Raw genomic sequence first — 22,849 nt, 5'->3', positions numbered from 1 at the left:
CCTTTCGGCGGCTGCGGTCGCCCAGAACGTCATCCGTTACATATCTATCAGGCCACGTTGGGAGAACGATGCCACATCCATACACACAGGCGATCAGAGCGCGCGAACAGGGGGAGGAAGGCATCCGCCTCCAGAAGGTGCTGGCCCAGGCCGGATTCGGCTCTCGTCGCAAATGCGAACAGATCATCACCCAGGGCAGGGTCGAGGTCGACGGCGAGCTGGTCACCACCTTGGGCAGCCGGGTTGACCCCTCCCACCAGCAAATCCGCGTGGATGGATCCCGCATCCATCTGAACGACAAACACGTCACGCTGGCCCTGAACAAGCCCCGCAAGGTTCTTTCGACCATGGACGACCCCAAGGGCCGGTTCACCCTGCGCGACATCATCGGGGACCGCTACGAGCGGGTCTTCCACATGGGCAGGCTGGACTACGACTCCGAAGGCCTGATTCTCATGACCGATGACGGGGAGCTGGCCCAGCACGTCATGCACCCGCGCTATGAGGTGGAGAAGACCTATATCGCCACGCTCAGTGGTCACATCGGCGGCAACGTCTGCCGGAGGTTGGTCACCCAGGGTGTCGAGCTGGACGACGGCCTGATTCGGTTGGACCATTGCGCCATCATCGACCACAACCGCGAGCACACCATCGTCAAGGTGGTCCTGCATTCGGGCAAGAACCGGATAGTCCGGCGCATCTTCGGTGCCATCGGCTACCCGGTGAACCGGCTGGTGCGCACCCAGATCGGCCCCATCCGACTGGGCGAGATCCGTCCGGGCTCCTACCGGGTGCTCTCCGCCGCCGAGATCAAGGCCCTGGATAAGGAGGTCGGACTGTGATCACCGTCGCCATCGATGGCCCGGCAGGCGTGGGCAAGTCCTCCACCTCGCGGGCCCTGGCCAAACATTTCGGCCTGGCCTACCTGGACACGGGCGCCATGTACCGGGCGGTCACCCTCTGGTGCATGGACCGCGGGCTGGACCTGGACGCGGACCAGCCCGACCAGGAGGCGATCACCGAGGCCGTGGCCGATTCCATCACCGGCGGCCACCTGATCATGGGACTGGACCCCGAACATCCCAGAGTCAGCCTGGACGACCGTGACGTGGATGAAGCGATACGCTCCACCAGGGTCTCCGAACACGTCTCCGTGGTCTCTTCAATTCCAGCCGTGCGCCATGTCCTCATCGCCGCCCAGCGGGCCATCATAGCCGACCAGGAGCGCGGTGTGGTGGCCGAAGGACGGGACATCACCACGGTAGTGGCCCCGGATGCCCAGGTACGTGTGCTGTTGACAGCCCGTGAGGAGGTCCGTCAGGCTCGCCGAAGCGGCCAGGCACACTCAGGGTCGGCTGGCGCCGAGGATCTGGCTGCCCGGGATGCCCGGGATTCCAAGGTCACCTCCTTCATGAGCGCCGCTGACGGGGTGACCACCGTGGACAACTCCGATCTGACCTTCGATCAGACCCTGCAGGTCCTGATCGATCTGGTCTCCACAGCTATGGAGGAGGACTCCTACGACGAGTACGCCCGCAACCTGGACGACTATGAGCTGGACGAGGAGGACCGTGCTCTGCTGGAGGGCGGCTCCGAAAACCAGGATGACCGGGACCAGGGCCCCAAGGCCGTAGGCGTGCTGGCCGTGGTGGGAAGACCCAACGTGGGCAAGTCCACCCTGGTCAACAGGATTCTCGGCCGTCGTGCAGCCGTGGTCGAAGACACCCCCGGCGTGACCCGGGATCGGGTCAGCTACGAGGCCGAGTGGGCCGGCACCCAGTTCAAGCTGGTGGACACCGGCGGCTGGGAGAGCGATGTGGAGGGCATCGAATCCGCCATCGCCTCCCAGGCGCAGGTCGCCGTATCCCTGGCGGATGCCGTCATTCTGGTCGTGGATGGCCAGGTGGGGCTGACCGCCAGCGACGAGCGGATCGTCACCATGCTGCGGGCCGCCGGTAAGCCGGTCGTCCTGGCCGTCAACAAGCTGGATGACCGGATGGCCGACTACACCGCCTCCGAATTCTGGAAGCTGGGCCTGGGAGAACCCTATGCCATTTCCGCAATGCATGGGCGTGGCATAGGCGACCTGCTGGACGCCGCTCTGGAACAGCTCAGCAAGGCCGAGAAGACCTCGGGATTCCTCACCCCGGAGGGTCTGCGACGGGTGGCCCTGGTCGGCCGGCCCAACGTGGGCAAATCCTCCCTGCTCAACCAGCTGGCCCACGAGGAGCGCGCCGTGGTCCACGATGTGGCCGGCACCACCCGCGACCCGGTCGACGAGGTGGTCCAGGTGGACGGCGAGGACTGGCTCTTCATCGACACCGCCGGCATCAAGCGTCGCCTGCACAAAATTTCGGGTGCCGAGTACTACTCCAGCCTGCGCACCCAGGCGGCCATCGAACGCTCGGAGCTGGCGCTGATCCTCTTCGATGCCTCCCAACCCATCGCCGACCAGGACTTGAAGGTCATGAGCCAGGCCGTTGATGCGGGCAGGGCCATCGTCCTGGTCTTCAACAAGTGGGATCTGCTGGACGACTTTGGCCGTCAGCGTCTTGAGCGGCTCTGGAAGACCGAGTTCGACCGGGTCACCTGGGCTGAGCGGGTCAACCTGTCCGCCAAGACCGGCTGGCACACCAACCGGTTGGCCAGAGCCATGCGCACCGCTCTGGAATCATGGGACAAGCGCATACCGACCGGCAAGCTCAACTCCTTCCTGGGCAAGGTTCAGGCTGCACACCCGCATCCTCTGCGGGGCGGCAAGCAGCCGAGGATCCTCTTCGCCACCCAGGCCTCCACCAGACCGCCGCGTTTCGTGATCTTCGCCACCGGCTTCCTTGAGCACGGCTACCGCCGCTATCTGGAACGCTGTCTGCGCGAAGAGTTCGGTTTCGAGGGCACTCCCATCCAGATCTCCGTGCACGTCCGCGAGAAGAAGAAGCGCAAATAGAGAAGGTCCCTGGCCCGGCTCCTGAGTCGGCCCAGGGACCTTTCCATAACCCCGCAGCTCGGGCGCAGCACATCGATCATCTCACTCCAATAGCCTCGCAATGCAAACTTGGCTGACAGTATTTGTGTCTGTCCCCCAGTTCGGGTTTTATTGATTAACCTTTGGGTCACTTAAACAAGATCTCTTGACTATTACTACCGATATTAATTCGGAGTCTGCACATTGAGTAAGGAGTAAATATGATATTTAAGAAAATAGCACACTTAACTCAGGCAAATGCAGACCAGATCGCTAGAAAATGGCACTATGGTGGCCAATACAGCTTTTATGATATGGAAAATGATCTAGAGGATCTTGAAGAGATAATCACTCCGAAGTTGCGTGGAGATAAGTATTACCAGGTTGTGGATGATCAAGATGAACTGGTTGGTTATTTTTGCTTGGAAAGGCTATCAGAGGAAAAAGTAGAAGTTGGTTTAGGATTGAGACCGGATTTGACTGGACACGGATTGGGATTAAATTTCGTCAAAGGAATCGAAGAATTCATACAGAATAATTTTAATTATAGAATTATTGCTCTTTCAGTAGCCAGCTTCAATAAACGTGCAATTAAAGTTTATCAGGGCGCAGGATTTAAAATAACGGGTTCTAAAATGCAAAAATCGAACGATGGCGTATATGAATTCCGTAATTTAAGCAAGACTATGGATCGGTAATAGGACGTACGAACTTCCCTGGAATCTAAACTGACTGGACAGCTATGCAAGTTCAAGCGGGTGAACGTGCGGGTGATTGTTGGGCGTGTATCCAGTCATTCTTGGATTAGTCAGACGAGCAAGATACCGGGGATGCTCTTACTTCCTCAATAATCCACGACAGAAGTGCGCTGGCTTTAATCCTTGGTTTTCGACAGGCTGGTTTCCATGAAATACAGGCTGTGCGCCATGGCCACTAGTAGAGCCTTCAGCGTGAAAGCTGATGACTGGTCGGACTGTCGAATTTGACTCTTGTACTGACGCCGCCGATCAAGCACCATGTTGCCGGATACTTGATCTGATCTAAATCAGCTTCGACATCCTTCCAGCGAATTATGGAAGTTCTTACTTGTATTCTGATCTGACAATTACGGTCTCATTCAGTCCACGCATGACATACAGGAACTAACCGTGGGAGACGGGTCCGCCCTGGCCGGCATACTTTCTGCCAGCGTACGAACCATAGGTAAATATGAGTACAAGGACGATTGCCAGAGCCGTTCCACAGGTCCGATAGAGCCTGACTCCGCTATAAGCCAGGGCAGCCAGGATCATGACCACGCCCAGAATCATGGAGAGCACCCCGCCAAATTGCTGACAACGGCGCCAAGCCTCGCGGCTGGAGTAGGCACCTGGCACTCGAAAACCGCTGATGCCGTTGGGTCTGATTTTAGGAGCAAGATTGCCGATGACTATGAGAATCAGACCTGTCAATAGCATGGCGACCTTATTGATGCCGAAATCCGTCGGCCACCAGTCCCAATGAGGATCGGCAGCGGCTATGGAGAACGTATCTATAACCGCGAAAACAATCTGCATGCCTAGCCCACCCAGCAGAAAAACGGTTAAGGTTTGTCCCGCTTCATCACCACGTTTAATCAAATATGCGCGCAGGACGAGCATGAGGATGGTCCAAATCAACGCAATGACAAGACAGAGACAGGGCATCCAAATCAGCTCCTGGGGAGAGCCCCAGCGGTCCACCTGGTTCTGTGCATTCCAATGAAGCGGGACGTTTTCATTCGGCAGACGATTGACCACTATGCGGCTTACGCCCAGCATGATCATCCCCGGCAACCACTGAGCCGCGACAAGGGTCGGGACGAACCGACCCGCTTTGCCGCCATCCGCCATGAGAGTCTCCTTAGGACTCGGAAACTGACGTCGAACCAGTTTCCTTGCTCACAGTCCGCGGCTCAGATACACTTCTCTTGTCACTGGTGCTGGTCCGCAGGCGGTAGAGCCACTGAATAGTGCTGTCCAGCACACTCAGATTGAGTTCGTAGATGACCCTGGTGCCCTGCTTGTGGCCGACAATCAGGTCTGCTTCTTTCAATTTCCGCAGATGATAGGACAGCTTGGATGGCGTCATTCCCAGCTTTTCGGCCAGGCGTCCAGCCTCCATGCCGCCCTGCTCCAAAAGATCCATCACACGACGACGCAGGGGATCAGCCAGAGCCGCTGTTGTTTCTTGAATAGCCATAAGACTCCTTTTTCGATGATTTTCTCTAGTATTTGCATGCTAACATTGTTTCAATCAATATTGTATATTTTCTTCAACTTTTATGCGCTTTTCACTCACTGAGCGCAAAATATTTGACAAGCGCCGGGATTGATGCATTGTGCAGCAACATTAAACTGTTGAACATACCTACTTTTTTGAAGCCAAGGCCGATTGGACAGTGCTTTGGCTCCAGGCCGCCGGTCCGGACGTGAACTGAGGTCATGCTACTATGAATAACTTCGACGAATAGGAGAACTTGCGGCGTGAGCGAAAATGGAACAAAAGTCAATATTGGCAAGGCCGCCATCTTCGATCTCGACGGCACACTTCTGGATTCCATGGGAGTCTGGAAGCAAATCGACCAACGTTTCTTCGCTCGCCGCAACATCCCCATGCCAGACGATTACGCCTCTGCAGTGGCCTCCATGCAGACCGGCGCCATCGCCAGATACACCATTGACCGCTTCCACCTTGACGAGCGCCCAGAGGATTTGGTGGAGGAGTGGAACCAGGACGCGCTCCTGCTCTACGCCACGGCCGTGCAGCCCAAGCCGCATGCACTCGATTACCTGCGAGCTCTGAGGGCCAGCGGTGCCGCTCTGGCTGTGGCGACCAGCCTCCCTCCGCGCCTGCGACAGGCTGCTCTGAAACACGCAGGCATGACCGAGAGTTTCGACCAGGTCTGCAGCGTGGATGACGCCAAAAGCATCGGTAAGGAGGAGCCGGAAATCTACCTGCTGGCTTCACGGATGCTGGGCGTTGCGCCTGACCATTGCACAGTGTTCGAGGATCTTCTGGTCGCCGTCGATTCGGCCAAGCGCGCTGGAATGAAGGTCTGGGCCATGTACGACAAGTCCTCGGCCAAGGATTGGGATTCCATTCGCTCCGAGGCCGATGGCGCTATCACTGACTTCGCCCAGGCGCCTGCCATTCTCTGACTCGCTCCGCACCTACAGGAGCCAGCTGTTACCATGAAAACGGCAGGAACTTTATGGAGGCGTTATGGGCAATTCAGGCAGGATAAATGCCGGTTGCTCAAAGTGGCTGTATTCACGTTTGCTCGCTCGCCTGGGATTGCAGAATTGGTGGCCGGCAGAGACCGACTTCGAGATGATGATCGGAGCGGTGCTGGTCCAGCATACAGCCTGGGGGAACGCGGCCATGTCCATCGAGCAGCTGCGCAAGGCCGATTTGCTCAACCCCTGCAATATGGCCGAGGTCGACCTGACGACTTTGACGGCATTGATCAGGTCCAGCGGCTTCATGAAGGCCAAGGCGCGCACCTGCAAGGCCCTTGCTCAGTGGCTGCTGGCCCATGGCATTCGCACGGCCGATGTGGAGGACTGCGCGGATAAAGGCCTGCGTGACGACCTGCTCACCATTGCCGGGGTCGGGCGCGAGACTGCGGATGTCATACGACTCTATGCCTTCGGCCAGCCTTGTTTCGTCTGGGATGCCTATGCACGCCGTTTGCTGGACGGTCTGGGGTGGGCCTCCTTGCGGTCATACCAGGAGGGCGAAGAGTACGAGGCGGATTTTATCAAGGTCGATCAATGGGCGCTCAACGATCTACGCGAATACCATGGGTTGATCGTCCAAGCGGGTAAAAACCATCGCAATCCACAGGCCTATGCCGCCTTTCTTAAGGAACTTGGCGGCCCTGAAAGCGCTTCCCAGTGAGTCGAATCGATGCGGCTTGAACTATGAGGTGCATGCAGGGTTGCAAACAATCCGTCACCAGGCATTTGACGAGACAATACCTCAAGACGCCTCCTCTACCCTTCACCCCTACCCGTCACAACTCCTATATGGCACCCCTATAAAGCACCGATATATGTCTGAATCTTATGACCGTATTCCCGTGTAACAATCTTGTCCGCACCTCTGTGAATCGCGCACAAGGAAGCTTTGACTTGACTTCAAGCGGATTGAACTCCGTAGACTATGTTTCATCCGCGTACTTGGCAGGCAAATACGCCAGGTGGTGAAGAATGGGGAGCAGAAGCATGAAAGCAGCAAAGTTTGTAAAGCCGGGCCGCATCGAGCTGGAGGAAGCGCCGATGCCGACCATCGAAAAGCCCAAAGATGCCGTGATTCGGGTCGTCCGGGCCTGCGTGTGCGGATCCGACCTGTGGTGGTACCGGGGAATTTCCTCAATGCCCTCAGGCAGTTATGTAGGGCACGAAGCCATCGGAGTGGTCGAGAAGGTGGGCTCCAAAGTCACCCACGTCAAGCCAGGCGACTTCGTCATCGCGCCCTTCACCCATGGCTGCGGGCACTGCGCGGCCTGCAGGGCCGGCTTCGACGGTGACTGCCTTGATCCGGACAGGCGGGGGAGCGGCGGCTACCAGAGTGAGTATCTGCGATTCACCAACGCGGACTGGGCCTTGGTGCGGATTCCAGGCCAGCCCGAGGACTACGACAACGACATGCTCGACTCTCTGCTGACCCTCTCCGACGTGATGGCCACCGGTTATCATGCAGCCGCCACCGCCCAGGCCAAGGCGGGCGACACGGTCGTGGTCATGGGCGATGGGGCGGTGGGTCTGTGCGGAGTCATAGCAGCCAAGCTGCGTGGGGCCGAACGCATCATCGCCATGAGCCGGCATGAGGACCGCCAGAAGCTGGCGCGTGAATTCGGGGCCACTGACATTGTGGCTGAACGCGGAGACGCTGCTGTGGAGCAGGTCATGGCCCTCACCGACGGAGCCGGAGCCGATGCCGTCCTGGAATGCGTGGGCACCGAACTGTCCACCGACACCTCGATCAGGGTGGCCCGGCCCGGCGCAGTAGTCGGCAGGGTGGGTGTGCCACAGCAGGCCACCATGGACACCTCTAAGCTGTTCTGGAGCAATGTTGGGCTGCGAGGAGGCACGGCCGCGGTCACCACATATGACAGGCATCTGCTGCTTGACCAGGTGCTCAAGGGCAGCATCCAGCCAGGCAAGGTCTTCACCCAGCGCTTTGCCTTGGATCACATCCAGGAAGCCTATGAGGCCATGGACCAGCGCACCGCCATCAAATCCCTAGTGCTTATTAGCGAATGAGGCTGCGATAATAATCAGCTGATCCCCACCGCTACTGACTTTGCCAGTGGCGGCGCGTAAGCATAGCTGCTCGAACATGTCCGTTATTTCGAAAAAATCAGGGCCCAGTCAGGGATAATTCAGGGTAAATCAGGGTATTTCATCCCTTCTTTCGCTGATATTAATGGAAGTGACTGATGACGACAAGGATGACCGTCATACAGGGTCAAGCGACGAACGAGGGCACATGACATCTGCGAGGCGAATCAGCATTACTGAGCGTAGATACTTTGGTCTGGAAGGTCGTCGATGATCATCCAAGGGAAAGATGCAACTATGAATAACCCCAACGTAAGCGAAAGCAGAGGCCCGACACCAACGATTGAAGCTACGGGGCTGTCCATGGTGGTCTCCCCGCGCCGCGGCGATTCACTGACCATTCTCAATGACATAGCATTCACTGCGTATCCGGGGGAGATGACCGGCATCATAGGGCCGTCAGGCAGCGGCAAATCGACGCTGCTGTACTGCCTGGCTGGGCTGGAGAAGGCCACTAGCGGCACTGTGCTTCTGCTGGGCAAGGACATAACTCGTCTGGGGCTGTCGGCCATGACTAAGTTCAGACGCCAGCATCTAGGCTTCGTATTCCAGTCCTACAACCTGATCACCAGCATGACAGTCGAACAGAATCTGGCTCTGCCATTCACCCTTCGCGGATCCCGCTTTCCCAGAAAGACGGCGGATTCCCTCTTGAAGTACTTTGGTTTGATCGATCAGAAAAAGAAAAGCGTCACCCTACTGTCAGGCGGCGAGCAGCAACGTGTTGCCCTGGCCCGGGTTCTGTTATCCGACGCAGACGTGGTATTCGCGGACGAGCCAACTGGCGCCCTGGATCAGGAATCCGGAGAAAAGGTCATATCGGTGCTTAAGGAACTTGCCAACCACGAAAAGAAAACCATCGTACTGGTGACGCATAACAATGAGGTGGCAGGCCAGTGCGATCGGCTTTTTGCCGTGCGCGATGGCCGTATCAGCCAGTCATTCTCTGCGAAAGCGCCCATGGCATGAGAGGCGCTCTGTCCGAACTCAAAGCAGCGCCCATGGTCTGGAGCGCCGTCTTGCTGGCCATGGTCGTATCCCAGACTGTCATCTGCTCCCTCATCGCGATCGCCACGATCATTGATCAGGACTATCAGGGCCCGGAGCAGGTGCTTGGATCCACATACACTGGTCCCGCCTTGGCATTCAGCGTGATCATCACCATAGCTGTGCTGCTATGGGTCATGAATTCAGCACTGAATCAACGCCGGCATCAACTGGCGCTCATGGTTTTGCAAGGCGCTCTGCCTTGGCAACTGCTGGCCTGGAATCTGCTGATAGTCATGGGATTATTCATCCTGTCCATTGCAGCCACCTGCCTTTTGCTGCCGGTGATTACGCCCTTGACCTTCGCCATGGTGACAAATCCATTTGATTTGCATTTGACCTATGCCGGCAGCCACCTGTTCGATTCGCTAGGCAAAGGCCTCGCTTTCAGCGCTGCGCCCATCTTCATAAGCACCTTGTTGACTATCCGTTCGCTCTCGAAAATACGACCAATGGAAGCCCTCAGGCAATCCCAGGACCCTCCAAAGCGGATAGGCGTCTTCCGCTTCCTCCTGGGAATCGTATGCTTGATTGGTGCTGGCTGCATGTTGCTGATTCCAGCTTTTGCACTTGCAACTAACCCTCGTGCCAGTCAGATGAGCAGCGCTGCCGCTCCAGATCGGATGACGGTATTTCTCGCCTTCGCCATGGGCGGCATGTTCCTCCTGATATTTTCGCTGGCAGCTTTCGCGCCATATCTCCTGCCCGGCTTCACGGCGATATGGACGCGTATTGTAGCGTTGCCATCCAGAACCTGGAGGCTGGCAGGCCAACAGGCTGTCGGCAGCATACAGCGCCAGGGAGCGACGATAATCCCGATGACTGCGGGTCTATCATTGCTGATGACCGTCAGCGGAGGGTTGAGCACAATGATCACCACCTTGCTAGTCGCTTTTCCCCACACACCAGGCAGCGTTCCGGCGACCACAGACATGTTTGCGAGTCTCTTGGCGCTCACTGGACCGCCAATAATCATCGCGATAACAGGTGCAATTGCAGGCACCTTGATCACTTCCAAAGGCAGAGGACTTGATCTGGCGCTGACCTACGTATCAGGTGCTGGAATCGGCCAGCTCAGAGTATTGGGCGCGCTTGACGGCATCATCACTATGATTACCAGCACACTGTTCTCCCTGGTCATCACATTGCTCTGCACCTCATCCCTGACTTTCATGCTCTCACGCTTCATGGGCAAAGCACAGATGAGCGTGCAATGGGGCGCATGGATCGTAGTGGTGCTCATCGTATCCCTGCTTGGTGCCGCAGCCACAGGAATCCAAGCTCTGACCACCAGGTTCGAGAACTCAGTCAGTGTCATATCTCATGCCATCGGCGAATAATAAAGCCTCGCTGCATGCACGCGAATACATATTTGAGCCACAGCGGGCCTGCCGACCTCTGTCATTCCTCCATGTCTATTGTTAAATAAATTAAGTCGGTATATGCAGCGCTCGGCTTGATGAATTTAATTGGTAGATACAACTGTGAGCACTTGATGGCTTTCCACCAATACAGGTAAACACAGGAGTATGCGACGATTTCCTACACACGAGCATTTGCAAGGCCCATATAGGGTACAGTCGATGGCAAACCGAGACCGGTGACAATCAACCAGTCAAATCTTGTCGACCAGAGACAAACGGAGGACCGTCATGGCGCGACCTACTACCAAGGAAGAACTCATCAAGACGGCTGATGATGGCTTCGACAAACTCCTGGCGCTGCTTGAGCCACTGACACCTGAAGAACGCAATGGCCGCTTTTCCTTCGATCTGAGCAAGGAGAAGGGGGCCCATTGGGCACGCGACAGGAACATCAAGGATGTGCTCGTCCATCTCTACGAGTGGCATCAGCTGTTGTTGAACTGGGTGGAGGACAACCAGCAGGGCAGGACCCACGACTTTCTTCCTGACGGCTACAACTGGCGCAATTACGGCGAGATGAATGTGAAGCTGCGGGACAAGCATGATGACACCACCTATGATCAGGCCTTGAACCTGTTTATCGAATCCCATAAGAAGGTCATGGCCCTGGCGCAATCGTTCACCAACGAGCAGCTATTCACCAAGGGCGCCCTCCCATGGACAGGAAACTCTACCTTGGGCTCTGCCTTCATCTCTTCAACCTCCAGCCATTACGACTGGGCCCTGAAGAAGATACGGAAGTACTTGAAGGGGCGCAAATAAGCGCTAGGATACCTGAAAAGAATCAGTTTCATACAAGACAGTAATGGGTTGCCATGCGACCAGATTCACAGTATGGGTGACCCCAGAAGCAGCATCTCAGCATATTCGTAATAGCAATGAAGCATAACCGCGATAACCGCTTGCATAGCAGTACGCAAGACGATATCTGGGATGTAGACAATACGGAGAAGGACATCATCAGTGAAACGATCTCGCATTGATCCAGATACTGATGATATAAGGCTGATCAAGATGGTGGCTGACGAAAATGAATCGGCCTTTGAAGCACTTTACAATAAGTATGCTCATACCGTCCAAGCCTTTATTTCCCTGCGAATATCCGACGAGGAGGATGCCGGTGAAGTTTTTGCTGACACATGGCTGGGCTGCTGGCGTTCCTCAAAAACCTTCCGCGCAGACAGCAAGGTGATTACCTGGATACTCAGCATTGCTCGCCGGCAAATCTATATGATACGTCGCAAACCGAAACCACCTGACCAAATGGATCAGGTGGAACTTGACTCGATAACCGATGATCAGTTGGAGCCTGTAGAACTGGTCAATAAGGATCTGACGATGGAAATAATACGGCAAAGGATTGATGCACTCCCAGCAGAAATGGCATATACGGTAACCTTGGCTTGGCTCCACGAGTTACCCTACACGGAAATAGCCTCCCTGCTCGACGTCCCGGTTGGGACTGTGAAGTCTCGTATTGCTCGGGCAAGGCAGATCCTGCGCCCACAGTTGACCGACCTCGCTCCAGTCAAACCCCATAAACTGCAGAGCCAGAGATAATTGAAGGGGTGATTATGGCAGACCGATATGAGAGCACCAGCCCAGACAGCACAGGCCCAGTCACCGAAGAATACCGGGGTGAAGTTCAAGAGGCGCTTAGGGAAAAAGAGCAGAATGCACAGCCGGCAGTTCCAGCTTTTACTAGCGTAATGAAGGCCATCCACCAGAAGCCGTCGCTGGCAACGGATCAACCAATACCATTCATGCGTCGAGTGCGTTCCTGTGGCCCACTTGTCCGAGCCCAATTCCGTCTCATACCGCGATATATCTTACTGGTGGAAATTGCGATAGCAACATGCGCGGTTTTAATTAGCAACGTTATGCAAGGTGCACGGTATGGCAGTCTCGGTACGCATATCTTTTCAAATATGCTCATGCTCAACATGGCGTTGACAATAATCCTGGTTTTTTCCATTAAAGACGATCGTGAGTTAATGCTCAGTATGCCCCTAGGACCTCAAGTTGTAGTAGCTACTAGACTGCTCCTGGCCTTTATCTCCAATATTGTCGTCGGGGGAGCAGCCTTGTTGATTGTCACTGCGATTAACCCTGGAATAAGGCCCCTGTCGGTTATTGCCCAAACGATAGCCCCCATAACACTCCTGGCGAATATTGTGGCCCTCTTATGCATATGGCAATGCTCTTGGATTGCACTGCTCCTAGGGGTACTTGCACCACTATTGAGAACTTTGCAGAACTTTAGGTCATCATTTTTCCTACCGGCATGGGTCAATTCGGCACCCACTACCGCCGCAGCCTGGGCAGGGTTCATCCTCGTTACAGTGGGACTCCTATCTGCTGTTATCCTTACAGCCCCTCTTGCCTGGCATACTCGACTCGCCGGTGGAGATAAAAATTAATGAACCTTTCCATCCTCTCTCGCTACTAACTAAGCAGACGGAACGAGTAGCGAGCAATGTCTGGCGGCAGCCAAGGCCAAAACCAGATATGAGGAAGGTGGACGAGGTTGGCTTTCGTAGGTATACAGCTCAAGAGGCTTTATAGGCTGGCATTACTGCCATTCATACTGACCGCAGGTATTCTTCTTGCGGGCTTCGTACTGGAGGGCATCTGGTCATTGAGCCGCATACGGCCGGTTATGATGGTTCTTACTCAGGTGCCAGTAATTGCTGCTGGCCTATCTACAGCTTTTGTGCTCAATGATGACCCAATCGTTGAACTTACTGAGTCAACTCCAACTGGATGGCGGAAGGTTCAAGTGACCAGGCTGCTTATCATTACCGGGGCATTTCTTGCTGCCGCGGGCCTTCTTTTCATCGGCTTGCATATGATGCGACTTTGGCCACGTGACATGGGATGGGTGAGCATCATTTCCCCGGTTGGCAGTATATTCATTGTCAACTGTCTGGTTTTCCTTATAGCCGTATTTACCATGTCTAAGCCAACCTCGTCGCTGGCTTCCATGGCTATTTGGCTGTTTTTATGTTTTATATGGGATCCATACATAACCGATCCGGTCCGGCAACGACTCATTCCATTGTTTATTGCAGCAGCAGGCGCAATCTTCGGATGGAACATGTGCGGTGATGCGGAGCGCAATGTTGCAAAGGTGGCAGCCCTATGAGGATGCTGAGCCTTGTACGCATCACGCTACTGATGTTTTATCGGCACAAAGCCTTGTGGATAGCCAGCATACCGCTGGCGCTCTTCGCCCTCTTTTTAGCCTATGCCTCTCCCATGTCACCTGGATTCAGCAATATACATGGTCTTGTCTTTACCGGACAGGTTCTTGCCATATTCACCTCGTTGGCATACGCAGCATCATTCAGCAACCTGATGACTGCCGGTAGGCGGACAGGAATGGACGAGCTTGAATCCACCTCCCCTTTACCGATGGCAGCCATCCGCTCAGCTCATGTCCTGGGAGCATGGGTTATCTGCATATCATCATCCCTGCTTTTCCTAGTATTGATCGCGGTCTACCAAATCTTCCGCGGCAACGGTATGGCAATGCTTGCGGCCCTGGCAGTAGCGCTTGTCATACTCTCACCGTCAATGCTGATTGCCATGGGGATATCCGCCCTGCTGGGAGCCCTGTTACCCACAATCCTGGCCCGAATTCTCGCCGTCCTGGCATGGGCTTGGCTGGCTTTCTATACCCCACTCTTACCACTTCCAACACTCAATGGCGGCCCCCTGTCAGTCATCGGCGATCCCATTGCGCAGGGATGGTTCCACACCAACCCTATGTACGTACCAGCGAACGGCCCCTTTACCGTCCAATCTGGGGTCATATCCCTGCTCTGGCAGGTGTGTATCATCCTCCTCCTCTTCACCGGTGCAAACATAGCCTCCAACCACATAAAAGCTCGGGTCTGACTTTCATCTGACTTTGAAAGGAATTACTCACATGTTTATCTCGATTGACCATCTGACCAAGGATTTTCGGGGGAGACCGGCCGCTTTGAACGATCTGACCGTCGATCTTCCACAGGGCATGATAGGGCTCATAGGACCAAATGGTGCCGGCAAAACAACCCTCATGCGTATTCTCACCGGAATAATCAAACCGACTAAAGGTAAAATTTTTATTGATGGACAAGACCTGTCTTCGCCGGCCAACAGGCGAAATCTAAAACGGCACCTGGGTTATCTGCCACAGCACATCACCCCCTACGAGAACCTGTCCCCGCTTGAATTCCTTGACTATATCGGCATCTTGAAAATGATCGAGAATAAACGTGCACGGCAGGAGCAGGCACATACCCTCCTGGAACAGGTGGGATTGGAAGACGTGATGAACCAACCTATCGGAGGGTTGTCCGGGGGTATGAGGCGCAGGGTAGGCATCGCACAGGCACTTATGGGCGACCCCCGGCTACTGGTAGTCGACGAACCCACAGCGGGGTTGGATCCCGAAGAGCGCATGCGGTTCCGCACGCTCCTTGCCCAGCTGGGGCAGGATCGAACCGTTATCCTCTCCACCCACATACTCGATGATGTTGCACAAACCTGCCCCTGGGTGTGTGTATTACGTTGCGGGCGCAACCAGTATGACGGGCCAACAGAGGGGCTGATCCATGAAGCTGCCGGTCATACCTGGATCACACCTCCCATCGCGGCCCCACCGAATAATGTCACAATCATCAACGCGGAACCCACCCCACAGGGGACAAGATACCGCATAGTTACCGATACACCGCCCGCAGGCTCTGTAGAAACTGCGCCCAATCTTGAGGACGGATATATGGCTTTGGCCAGCGAGCGCTAGAAACCGCCTCCTACGCAAGAACACCCAATACTCAAGTATGAAAGAAGGTCGAATGATCATAAAGCGACTCAAGCAGAGCCTCAGAACCATTTTGCTTATATGCGCCACAATTATGCTGACAGTGGGGGTTGTCGGCTGCACTGATGGCATGAAGCACCCTGAGGAGTATTCCACTGATGGAAGCAATAAGGTTGCAGCCACCAGTAACCCGCAAACAATTTCGAAAGAAGAACTGGGTCACACCTGGCCTCTTAAAGTTGATGAGGGCACCGTGTCATGCAAGCTCAGCAAGCAGGGAGACCCCATCCTCCGCTTTACCACCTCAGATGGTGAACAGTACGCACTGAACCAGGTACAGGACAATGAGCATCTCAAAAGTATTGAAACATTAAAATCAGATAAGAGTAAGTCAGTAGGAACTCTGATGAGTTTCGCCTTCTCGGTCTGCGACGCCCCAAAATAAACCGGTTTTACAGAGCTTTGCGGCCTGTTTTCTCCAGGTAGCCAATCTGATCTCACCGGGGCCAGAGCAACCTGCCGGACATGCATCTACATTCTGCTACCACTGTGCTCTTCAACTGGCTGGCAGCGCAGTTGGAATGCCTCTTCTTACCACCATGTTCTGCCGACCATCAAGAACGGAACCAACAACTATCTGCAAAAAGATGCAGACCTCATGTTTTGATCCACCGGCCGTTCGAGACATCTAATCGTTGCTCTTTCAATCAAATCACGAGTAGGGGAGGTACTTCATCTTTGTTCATTGACCGTGCGAGTTCAGATAAACTTGAGCCTTCTGTTTGTCGACAGCCAAAGCGGCTGTCAGAATAAGAATCAGGCCTTCCGGAGTGTGAATCCTGGCTTCGAGTGAGTTCCACGGCTTACGTAATGGAGCTGAAGTGGAGCCAGGACGGAGGCGCTCGCACGCATCCACAATCTTGCTGATCTGCTTTTCCGTGACTGCTACGCTCAGGCTTCCTATGGACTCCATATCCGTATCAGAGTCGCCAGTATTGGAACCACTCTTACGAATCAGCACATCCTGAAAGGCCCAGCGCCTCAAGTGAATCATCATGCCCGGTATGGTGCATAAATTGATGAAGCCCAATCCCTGCGTCCAGAAAACCTCTGATTCATCTAGATCGTCGCTATACAGGCACATGAACATGGGCATGAGATAGATGCCCCTATAAGGCTCCGGCGGTTCCGCATCCTTCCCCGGCTCCGGCACGGGACTTATGCCTGCACCTGCATAAGCAGAAGCTTTGGGCTGGTCATGGTTGTCCATGGCTACCTCGTTCCTTAATTGAAGTGTTTTGAATTGGGTAGTCAAACAGAAAACGTGATACGTAGACGGAAGATACTGACTGCATCACTCCCATTTGACGGTTGCCGGATCTATCCCGTTTGCACGCGCTGCAGTTTCGATTGCAACCAGCATCCATTTCGCCAATCCAGGTTCCAGTTGTTCGTAATGGCGCCTGAAACGCGGGTCGGCCACATACATTCGCCCCAGAATGACATGCATGGACGGCGTCACATGGAACCATGACAAAGCCTGCCGATGCTCGTCAATCAGTTCGAGAACCTTATCTGATGTCGGAGCCAGACCTTTTCGTTTGGCTTGTGCAAGCTCACTTTCCACGTCTTTAAGCCGGGTCATGTCCCTTTTCTGTTCTTGTTCGGAGCGGGAAGCTTTTCGCTCCGCATACTCAAGCCACTGTCTGCTAGCACCCCAGCGTTCGTATGCTTCCGAAAAGTAGCGGTCCTCCTGATCGATCTTCGTAGGAACTGAATCATTACCTGACTTTCCCTCGGCAAGGGCTATGAGTCGGTCCAGACGATCCGCAGCTTTCCTAAAAAGCTGGATTTTCTCCTCAATACGTGAGCGCTGTCCCTGCAACTCGTCCAAAGCAAGCGGTGTCTTGCAATCGAGCAATGCCTTGATTTGTCTGGCATTGAATCCCATCTCCCTGTAGGTCACAATTCGCTCCAGCCGTGCGACGTCATCCTGCATATATTGCCGGTAATTCGACAGTCCACGAATGGGAGAGATCAGTCCTTCCTCCTCCCAGTGGCGCAGCATTCTCCTACTGACCCCTGTAAGTTCAGACATCTGACCGATGCTCAAGCCGCTCTTGCTGCCTTCGCCACTGAATTCGCTCTCACGTGTCATGCCTTGACCCTAAACCCTGCCATCATGTCAAGGTCAAATCAATTGTTTCCTGGGGATGGATGAGGCAGTGCATGCACACACCGGCCCCAAACGCCCCAATAACAGGTTCTTGAGGAGGATGCTTTTGATCCTGCTTGTTTGCGAAGTATCCCCCCCCCCCCCCCGATTATGAAAACGACTAAATCCAGCGTGACTCCTTTCCCATGGGTGCAAATTAGCCTCGTCAGCAGCGACGTGTCCCCTGCAGGGGACAGTTTCTTTTCCCGCGTTGAAGGATTGCGCCCGTCGAACTTGCATAGGAATCAGTTGAATTCCGATTGGAAGGGGAGGCGCAATGGCATATACGGACGGAAACAACGACCCGCAACTGGCTGTGTCCACACAGGGGTTGTTCAAGGCCTATGGCGGATTCAAAGCCGTGGATGAACTGAATCTACGTGTGCCGGCAGGCGGGGTCTACGGACTGCTGGGACCAAACGGAGCCGGAAAATCGACCACCATGAAACTCCTCCTGGGATTGACAAAACCGACTGCTGGAAGCATATGGATGCTTGGACAGCAGGTCGGAAAGAAGAGCAGGATCCAGCCGGGCCGTGTGGGCTCCATGATTGAAGGACCCAGCTTTTATCCAGGCCTATCAGGTCTCGATAACTGCCGCATGGTAGCCGATTATCTGGATCTGCCAGTTTCGGCTGCCTCAGAAGTGCTCACCAAGGTTGGATTGCGGGGATACGAGATGAGGAAGGCGGGCGCCTACTCTCTGGGGATGAAGCAACGGCTGGGCATCGCCATGGCGCTGATCTCGCATCCGGAGCTCCTGCTCTTGGATGAGCCCACCAATGGCTTGGATGCCGAGGCAGTGGTCGAGGTGCGACGAATGATTATGGACTTGGCCGCCTCGGAGGGGGTCACTGTCATCATCAGCAGCCATATCCTGTCGGAGATTGAAAAGATGGCTCCGGTGGTTGGCATCATTGCCGATGGTCATTTGCTCTACCAGGGAACTTTGAAAAACCTGCGGGAAGAGGTTCATATCGATCTACGGGTGTCCGATCCTGGGCTCGCGTCAGAGATGCTCGAAACTCAAGGCATTCACCACGAATATATCAGGAAGAGCGCAACCCTGCGCATTCCCGAGATACCAGATCCGCAAATCGGGTCGCTGGTAACTCGACTGGTATCGCATGGTCTGCAGGTATACCGTGTCGCATCCGAACGCAAGAGCTTGGAAGAGGCCTTCCTTGAACTAGTGGAAAACCCGCAGAACCATGTAGCGCAGGGTCCTGTGAAGCCGTCCGGTCATAAACAGAGGAGCGCACGATGAGCTCTGTCGAATCATTCTCCATGCGGCCCAAAGAATTTCGATCGGGAAAACCGCCACGCTCATCCCATCCAGGAGGGCTGCTTGTTCTGCTTTCGATGGAGCTTCGCAAGTTGAAAGGCTCCTCATTCTGGTGGATGGCCTTGGGCATGATTGCTCTAGTTTCGGCATGGTCGGGCTTGGCCTTCATGAAACGAGCTGAGTCTGTGAACCCCGCCACTCGTACCGTAGCTCTTGCTCAAGGTGAGATATTCCAAACTGTCGGCCTGCTGGCTCCTATCCTCGCGGCTCTGCTGACCAGCCGGCTTGCCGTCATGGAGAGCAGCGAGCGCATGGATCTCAAATGGCGATCCCTAGGCCAGAGTGCGACTGGGAGGTTTCTTGCCAAGCTCGTAGTTGCGGGGTGTGTGATTTCGCTATGCTTCGTGATTCCTCTGGCGTGTATACCGCTGGCAGCTTCAGCACAAGGGTTCCATCTCGATGGCAGTCTGGCCGAATACATACTCCTTCCGGCACTGATTGCCTGCTTCTCATCCATGGCTGTCACGGCCATACAACTCGCCCTCTCCCTGACTATCGAAAGGCAGGCCATAGGCCTGGGTCTGGGTGTGATAGCCGGTCTGATCGGGACTGGACTGGGCCCGATGAATATGCCGGCTCTGGGCTGGCTCTTCCCAGCCGGGATCAGTTCCGCGGCCAGCCCGTTCCTATTTTCAGCTAGCTCTGATGGTTTTGCCAGAATGACCTTGGTCGCCAACCCGTGGATGAAGGTCCTAACCAGCCTTCTGGCCTGCATTATCTGGTCGGGAATATCAGCATTCGTCGTCAAGGTCAAGGAGTCAGACCGATGAACAGACAGTACTCGACAAACACCATAACCATTAGCCCGATGAATCGCCCTAGGCCATCGATCACTGCCGCCTTCAGATGGGAGATCCGCAAGGCCGGCAATACTTGGTACTGGCTGGCCACAGTGCTCTTCGACGCCATAGGAATATTCAACGGTTGGGACCAGTACCAGAGCTACAGACCGGACTTCCAGGCTCAAGGAGTGACCTGGGCTGCGGTCTGGGGACAGGCGATCCTTCTGCCAAGTATGGTCTTCATACCAGTCCTGGTCGCAGCCTTTGCAGCCCAGATTGAAGCCAACGAGCACAAGGGACGCAACTGGCAGCGCCTTAACGCCTCCGGCATGGTCGGGACTGCCATAGTCGGGAAAATGCTGCACGGACTGCTGGCATCCCTCCTTACCGTCGCCATCTTCGAATCCGAATCCATACTCGTAGGTGTTCTGGTAGGAGGCTTCGACCCAGCGGAACTCGGTCCCTATCTTATGCGTGGCGCACCGATGACGTTGGCAGTGTGGGCCATTATGACTCTGACCCAAGCCATAGCTGCCAGAGCCGAATCCTTTGCCTCAACCATGAGCATCATGTTTCTGCTCACCCTTGCAGGCTGTGTGCTGTCGGTTGCCGCACCTGCCTTGGCACTGCCTTATCCGCTGGCCCTGATCACCACTGCATCCGCAGCCCGTGACATGGGCAATATCGCGTCTACTGCCTCTATGGCGGCTTCGTGCATGACGGCAATCCTCTGGGTGCTGATCAGCCTCCTTATATTCCGGCACGAGGCCCGCAGAGCAGTCTAATTTTGATGCAGAGTCAATGAAGAGAGGATGCAGCACTCGTAAGGTCGCACATTTCAGTGTCTGACAGCATAATGGACTACCAGCAGTTACCAGGAAGAGGCTCGTCGATGAGGGCAGACAAGAAGACTCAAGGTTGGATTCAGTTATGGAACCGGCCATACACGGCCTTCGTGGCAGTCTTTCTCTGCGCCATCTACGAGACGATGATGCTGACCAGGCTGATTCTCGCCCCGAGCAGTGCCAATCGAACCCTTTACCAGATTTTGAAGTCTGACAGCTGGGGCTTGCCCCTGTTCGTGGTCATTATTTTTGTCGCACTTGTCACCCTATGCCTGCGCCGCCTATATCCTATGGCGACCCTACTGGTTTTCAGTGGCCTGCTTGCCCTGACTGCCGCAATCTATGGCTCGGGATGCACCTACCTGATCATTCCCTGGCTCGTCAACCTCTACGCCTGCGCTGTAGAAGCCAAAAGCATGGCATCATTGGCAGCTGGACTGTGTAGTTCCACCATTCTGGGTCTGCTCAGCATTGCACTCTCTACCAACTGGCATCATGATGTCCACTTCACTGACCTTCTATATCCGACTGGTCTGGCATTCGCCCTGTGTCTGACAGCCGCCTTTTTCTCACGCTCAGCAAGGCAGTCACGCATGTCGGAGCAGGCGCTGGAGGAGGAGCGCTCGCATGCCCAGACCCTGGCCCGCGAGCGGGACCAAGCCATGTATCAGTCCAGGGTCGCCGCCAATTTGCACGACAGCGTGGGTCACGACTTGACCGCCATCATCGCCCTATCCGAGGGGATGGATCATGCCAGCGGTAAGCCGGAAATCGATGAGGCCATCTCTATGATCAACGACCTGGCACGGCAGGGATTGGACGATACCCGAACAGCTGTAAAAACCCTGCAATCAAAGGCAGGACCTGAAAACGACCCAGCGCAGTCCATAGGGGAGGAGCATGGCTGGAATGACATCAAACCCATTCTCAACCACGCCCGCCAAGCCGGAATCAGCACTGCCCTGACAGAGACAGGCCGTCGACCACAAGATCCCAGGCAGGCCAATCTTGCTTTCACTGTGACCAGGGAGGCGATCACCAACGCTCTCCGCCACGGACAAGGAGTCGATCATATTGTGGTTTCCTGGGATCACGACAGCCAGGGCGGCACAAACATTACCGTTCGTGATGATGGCCAACTTTTGAACAACTATACTGACAACAACGGTAGCAACGGTACAGGCCTTGCCAGGTTAGGAGCCGAATTGCAAGCTCATGGGGGCAGCTTCCATTCTGGTCCTGGTCCTGACGGTTGGATCTTGCAGGCTCGTATACCCTCGCTAGCTGCTACGGCAGCTGACAACAAGGGTAAGGAGGAAAGTGCATGATCCTTGTCATGATCGTCGACGACCAGCGCCCGACCCGCATGGGACTGGCACTCATGGTCGCCAAGGATCCAACCTTGCATGTCGTAGCACAGGCGGCCAACGGCCAAGATGCTCTGGATCAGCTGGCCACAGCCACCGAAAATCAGCAACCCCTGCCTGATGTGATTCTGATGGATGTGCGAATGCCGGTCATGGACGGGCTGGATGCCACCAGCCGTATCAAAAAGCTCCACCCTGAAATGAGCATTCTTATTCTGACCACCTACGACGAGGACGACTATGCCTTCACAGCCTTAGGAGCAGGCGCCTCCGGCTTCTTGCTCAAGGATGTCAAGACAGCCGATCTGAATAGAGCCATCCATGCGGTGCATGCAGGCGATGCCATTCTTACGCCGCGCATCACGGCCGAAGTGATCAGGAAAGGAGTTCCAAGGCCAAAAGCCAGTGATGAGTCTAAGGCTCGCGACAAATTCGCCCAGCTGGGCAAACGCGAGCTTGAGGTCGCTTCGCTGGTCAGCCAAGGCCTGACGAATGCGGAGATTGCCGAGCGCCTCCAGCTGCAGCCCGACTCGGTCAAAAAGACCGTCAGCCGCATACTGGCAAAGCTCAAAGTCAGGGACCGGATCAACATCGCCGTCCTTTGGTATCAAGCCAACATTGCAAACCACTGAATGGCACTGAATGCAAGCGGGCTTATCCGTAGATGGAAGAGGGCTGCATCC

24 protein-coding genes are annotated in these 22,849 nt (G+C 55.2%); 20 read left to right on the top strand and 4 right to left on the bottom strand.

Going from position 1 to position 22,849, the window contains the following annotated elements:
- The first annotated feature begins 68 nt into the window (after positions 1–68).
- From H3S97_RS05245 to H3S97_RS05235, 3 genes are all read left to right on the top strand, one after another.
- Positions 69–842 (top strand): pseudouridine synthase, encoded by a 774-nt coding sequence (locus tag H3S97_RS05245; RefSeq protein ID WP_198219870.1) that lies wholly within the window; start codon positions 69–71, stop codon positions 840–842.
- Positions 839–2,947 carry a bifunctional cytidylate kinase/GTPase Der gene (gene der, locus H3S97_RS05240; protein WP_198219869.1) on the top strand — a complete coding sequence of 703 codons (2,109 nt, stop codon included), beginning with the start codon at positions 839–841 and terminating at the stop codon, positions 2,945–2,947. The genes H3S97_RS05245 and der overlap by 4 nt, the downstream gene beginning before the upstream one ends.
- A 239-nt stretch (positions 2,948–3,186) precedes the next feature.
- Positions 3,187–3,663, top strand: coding sequence for a GNAT family N-acetyltransferase (locus H3S97_RS05235; RefSeq protein ID WP_198219868.1), 477 nt, complete (start codon positions 3,187–3,189; stop codon positions 3,661–3,663).
- 444 nt (positions 3,664–4,107) lie between these two features.
- Here the strand turns inward: H3S97_RS05235 and H3S97_RS05230 are convergent, their stop codons facing one another.
- Both H3S97_RS05230 and H3S97_RS05225 read right to left on the bottom strand, forming a co-directional pair.
- Positions 4,108–4,836, bottom strand: coding sequence for an SdpI family protein (locus tag H3S97_RS05230; RefSeq protein ID WP_198219867.1), 729 nt, complete (start codon positions 4,834–4,836; stop codon positions 4,108–4,110).
- Positions 4,837–4,846: 10 nt separating this feature from the next.
- Positions 4,847–5,185, bottom strand: a complete 339-nt coding sequence (locus H3S97_RS05225; RefSeq protein ID WP_198219866.1) for a metalloregulator ArsR/SmtB family transcription factor — start codon at positions 5,183–5,185, stop codon at positions 4,847–4,849.
- Between the two features lie 311 nt (positions 5,186–5,496).
- On the opposite strand from H3S97_RS05225, the gene H3S97_RS05220 reads away from it, so the two are divergent.
- From H3S97_RS05220 to H3S97_RS05165, 12 genes are all read left to right on the top strand, one after another.
- A complete protein-coding gene (locus tag H3S97_RS05220; RefSeq protein ID WP_198219995.1) occupies positions 5,497–6,144 on the top strand; it encodes an HAD family hydrolase in 648 nt (215 codons plus the stop codon).
- Positions 6,145–6,280: 136 nt separating this feature from the next.
- Positions 6,281–6,886: an endonuclease III domain-containing protein gene (locus tag H3S97_RS05215; RefSeq protein WP_198219865.1), complete on the top strand. Its 606-nt coding sequence runs from the start codon at positions 6,281–6,283 to the stop codon at positions 6,884–6,886.
- Between the two features lie 326 nt (positions 6,887–7,212).
- Positions 7,213–8,253 (top strand): zinc-dependent alcohol dehydrogenase family protein, encoded by a 1,041-nt coding sequence (locus H3S97_RS05210; protein WP_198219864.1) that lies wholly within the window; start codon positions 7,213–7,215, stop codon positions 8,251–8,253.
- 288 nt (positions 8,254–8,541) lie between these two features.
- The gene (locus H3S97_RS05205) at positions 8,542–9,300 is read left to right on the top strand and encodes an ABC transporter ATP-binding protein (protein WP_198216133.1); all 759 of its coding nucleotides are present in this window, start codon (positions 8,542–8,544) and stop codon (positions 9,298–9,300) included.
- A 32-nt stretch (positions 9,301–9,332) separates the two neighbouring features.
- The gene (locus tag H3S97_RS05200) at positions 9,333–10,718 is read left to right on the top strand and encodes an ABC transporter permease family protein (RefSeq protein ID WP_198177810.1); all 1,386 of its coding nucleotides are present in this window, start codon (positions 9,333–9,335) and stop codon (positions 10,716–10,718) included.
- A 312-nt stretch (positions 10,719–11,030) separates the two neighbouring features.
- Positions 11,031–11,564, top strand: coding sequence for a ClbS/DfsB family four-helix bundle protein (locus H3S97_RS05195; RefSeq protein ID WP_144177066.1), 534 nt, complete (start codon positions 11,031–11,033; stop codon positions 11,562–11,564).
- A 201-nt stretch (positions 11,565–11,765) separates the two neighbouring features.
- Positions 11,766–12,362: an RNA polymerase sigma factor gene (locus H3S97_RS05190; protein ID WP_198219863.1), complete on the top strand. Its 597-nt coding sequence runs from the start codon at positions 11,766–11,768 to the stop codon at positions 12,360–12,362.
- A 14-nt stretch (positions 12,363–12,376) separates the two neighbouring features.
- Complete coding sequence (locus tag H3S97_RS05185; protein WP_198219862.1) at positions 12,377–13,222, top strand: hypothetical protein; 846 nt, start codon at positions 12,377–12,379, stop codon at positions 13,220–13,222.
- A gap of 107 nt (positions 13,223–13,329) precedes the next feature.
- Entirely contained in the window at positions 13,330–13,947 is a 618-nt protein-coding gene (locus tag H3S97_RS05180) for a hypothetical protein (RefSeq protein ID WP_198219861.1), read from the top strand.
- Positions 13,944–14,702, top strand: a complete 759-nt coding sequence (locus tag H3S97_RS05175; RefSeq protein WP_198219860.1) for a murein hydrolase transporter LrgB — start codon at positions 13,944–13,946, stop codon at positions 14,700–14,702. Before H3S97_RS05180 ends, H3S97_RS05175 begins: the two co-directional genes overlap by 4 nt.
- A gap of 31 nt (positions 14,703–14,733) precedes the next feature.
- Positions 14,734–15,594 carry an ABC transporter ATP-binding protein gene (locus H3S97_RS05170; protein WP_198219859.1) on the top strand — a complete coding sequence of 287 codons (861 nt, stop codon included), beginning with the start codon at positions 14,734–14,736 and terminating at the stop codon, positions 15,592–15,594.
- Positions 15,595–15,706: 112 nt separating this feature from the next.
- On the top strand, positions 15,707–16,057 hold the full coding sequence (locus H3S97_RS05165) for a DUF2511 domain-containing protein (protein ID WP_232356287.1): 351 nt from the start codon (positions 15,707–15,709) through the stop codon (positions 16,055–16,057).
- Positions 16,058–16,354: 297 nt separating this feature from the next.
- Here H3S97_RS05165 and H3S97_RS05160 read toward each other — a convergent pair whose 3' ends face one another.
- Positions 16,355–16,882, bottom strand: a complete 528-nt coding sequence (locus H3S97_RS05160; RefSeq protein WP_198219858.1) for a hypothetical protein — start codon at positions 16,880–16,882, stop codon at positions 16,355–16,357.
- Between the two features lie 84 nt (positions 16,883–16,966).
- Positions 16,967–17,770, bottom strand: coding sequence for a MerR family transcriptional regulator (locus H3S97_RS05155; RefSeq protein ID WP_198219857.1), 804 nt, complete (start codon positions 17,768–17,770; stop codon positions 16,967–16,969).
- A gap of 334 nt (positions 17,771–18,104) precedes the next feature.
- Between H3S97_RS05155 and H3S97_RS05150 the strand changes: the two genes are divergently transcribed.
- The 5 genes from H3S97_RS05150 to H3S97_RS05130 all read left to right on the top strand — a co-directional run bounded on the left by H3S97_RS05150 (position 18,105) and on the right by H3S97_RS05130 (position 22,798).
- Positions 18,105–19,094 carry an ABC transporter ATP-binding protein gene (locus H3S97_RS05150; RefSeq protein WP_198219856.1) on the top strand — a complete coding sequence of 330 codons (990 nt, stop codon included), beginning with the start codon at positions 18,105–18,107 and terminating at the stop codon, positions 19,092–19,094.
- A complete protein-coding gene (locus tag H3S97_RS05145; RefSeq protein ID WP_198219855.1) occupies positions 19,091–19,942 on the top strand; it encodes an ABC transporter permease in 852 nt (283 codons plus the stop codon). Before H3S97_RS05150 ends, H3S97_RS05145 begins: the two co-directional genes overlap by 4 nt.
- 38 nt (positions 19,943–19,980) lie before the next feature.
- The gene (locus tag H3S97_RS05140) at positions 19,981–20,739 is read left to right on the top strand and encodes an ABC transporter permease (protein WP_232356286.1); all 759 of its coding nucleotides are present in this window, start codon (positions 19,981–19,983) and stop codon (positions 20,737–20,739) included.
- Positions 20,740–20,909: 170 nt separating this feature from the next.
- Positions 20,910–22,127 (top strand): sensor histidine kinase, encoded by a 1,218-nt coding sequence (locus tag H3S97_RS08500; protein WP_198219853.1) that lies wholly within the window; start codon positions 20,910–20,912, stop codon positions 22,125–22,127.
- Positions 22,124–22,798 (top strand): response regulator transcription factor, encoded by a 675-nt coding sequence (locus H3S97_RS05130; protein ID WP_198219852.1) that lies wholly within the window; start codon positions 22,124–22,126, stop codon positions 22,796–22,798. The genes H3S97_RS08500 and H3S97_RS05130 overlap by 4 nt, the downstream gene beginning before the upstream one ends.
- The last annotated feature ends 51 nt before the right edge of the window (positions 22,799–22,849 follow it).

This window comes from Bifidobacterium choladohabitans, assembly GCF_016102005.1.
GTDB classification, from domain to species: Bacteria; Actinomycetota; Actinomycetes; order Actinomycetales; family Bifidobacteriaceae; genus Bombiscardovia; species Bombiscardovia choladohabitans.
Note: the sequence above shows the minus strand (reverse complement) of the source record. Positions and strands in the feature narration are given on the sequence as shown.

What these genes read in the sequence shown, in the direction of transcription:
- H3S97_RS05245 (WP_198219870.1), top strand. Translation starts at nt 69, where the DNA reads ATGCCACATCCATACACACAGGCGATCAGAGCGCGCGAACAGGGGGAG.
- H3S97_RS05235 (WP_198219868.1), top strand. Translation starts at nt 3,187, where the DNA reads ATGATATTTAAGAAAATAGCACACTTAACTCAGGCAAATGCAGACCAG.
- H3S97_RS05230 (WP_198219867.1), bottom strand. Translation starts at nt 4,836, where the DNA reads ATGGCGGATGGCGGCAAAGCGGGTCGGTTCGTCCCGACCCTTGTCGCG.
- H3S97_RS05225 (WP_198219866.1), bottom strand. Translation starts at nt 5,185, where the DNA reads ATGGCTATTCAAGAAACAACAGCGGCTCTGGCTGATCCCCTGCGTCGT.
- H3S97_RS05210 (WP_198219864.1), top strand. Translation starts at nt 7,213, where the DNA reads ATGAAAGCAGCAAAGTTTGTAAAGCCGGGCCGCATCGAGCTGGAGGAA.
- H3S97_RS05205 (WP_198216133.1), top strand. Translation starts at nt 8,542, where the DNA reads ATGATCATCCAAGGGAAAGATGCAACTATGAATAACCCCAACGTAAGC.
- H3S97_RS05200 (WP_198177810.1), top strand. Translation starts at nt 9,333, where the DNA reads ATGGTCTGGAGCGCCGTCTTGCTGGCCATGGTCGTATCCCAGACTGTC.
- H3S97_RS05195 (WP_144177066.1), top strand. Translation starts at nt 11,031, where the DNA reads ATGGCGCGACCTACTACCAAGGAAGAACTCATCAAGACGGCTGATGAT.
- H3S97_RS05185 (WP_198219862.1), top strand. Translation starts at nt 12,377, where the DNA reads ATGGCAGACCGATATGAGAGCACCAGCCCAGACAGCACAGGCCCAGTC.
- H3S97_RS05175 (WP_198219860.1), top strand. Translation starts at nt 13,944, where the DNA reads ATGAGGATGCTGAGCCTTGTACGCATCACGCTACTGATGTTTTATCGG.
- H3S97_RS05170 (WP_198219859.1), top strand. Translation starts at nt 14,734, where the DNA reads ATGTTTATCTCGATTGACCATCTGACCAAGGATTTTCGGGGGAGACCG.
- H3S97_RS05165 (WP_232356287.1), top strand. Translation starts at nt 15,707, where the DNA reads ATGCTGACAGTGGGGGTTGTCGGCTGCACTGATGGCATGAAGCACCCT.
- H3S97_RS05160 (WP_198219858.1), bottom strand. Translation starts at nt 16,882, where the DNA reads ATGGACAACCATGACCAGCCCAAAGCTTCTGCTTATGCAGGTGCAGGC.
- H3S97_RS05155 (WP_198219857.1), bottom strand. Translation starts at nt 17,770, where the DNA reads ATGACACGTGAGAGCGAATTCAGTGGCGAAGGCAGCAAGAGCGGCTTG.
- H3S97_RS05150 (WP_198219856.1), top strand. Translation starts at nt 18,105, where the DNA reads ATGGCATATACGGACGGAAACAACGACCCGCAACTGGCTGTGTCCACA.
- H3S97_RS05145 (WP_198219855.1), top strand. Translation starts at nt 19,091, where the DNA reads ATGAGCTCTGTCGAATCATTCTCCATGCGGCCCAAAGAATTTCGATCG.
- H3S97_RS05140 (WP_232356286.1), top strand. Translation starts at nt 19,981, where the DNA reads ATGAATCGCCCTAGGCCATCGATCACTGCCGCCTTCAGATGGGAGATC.
- H3S97_RS05130 (WP_198219852.1), top strand. Translation starts at nt 22,124, where the DNA reads ATGATCCTTGTCATGATCGTCGACGACCAGCGCCCGACCCGCATGGGA.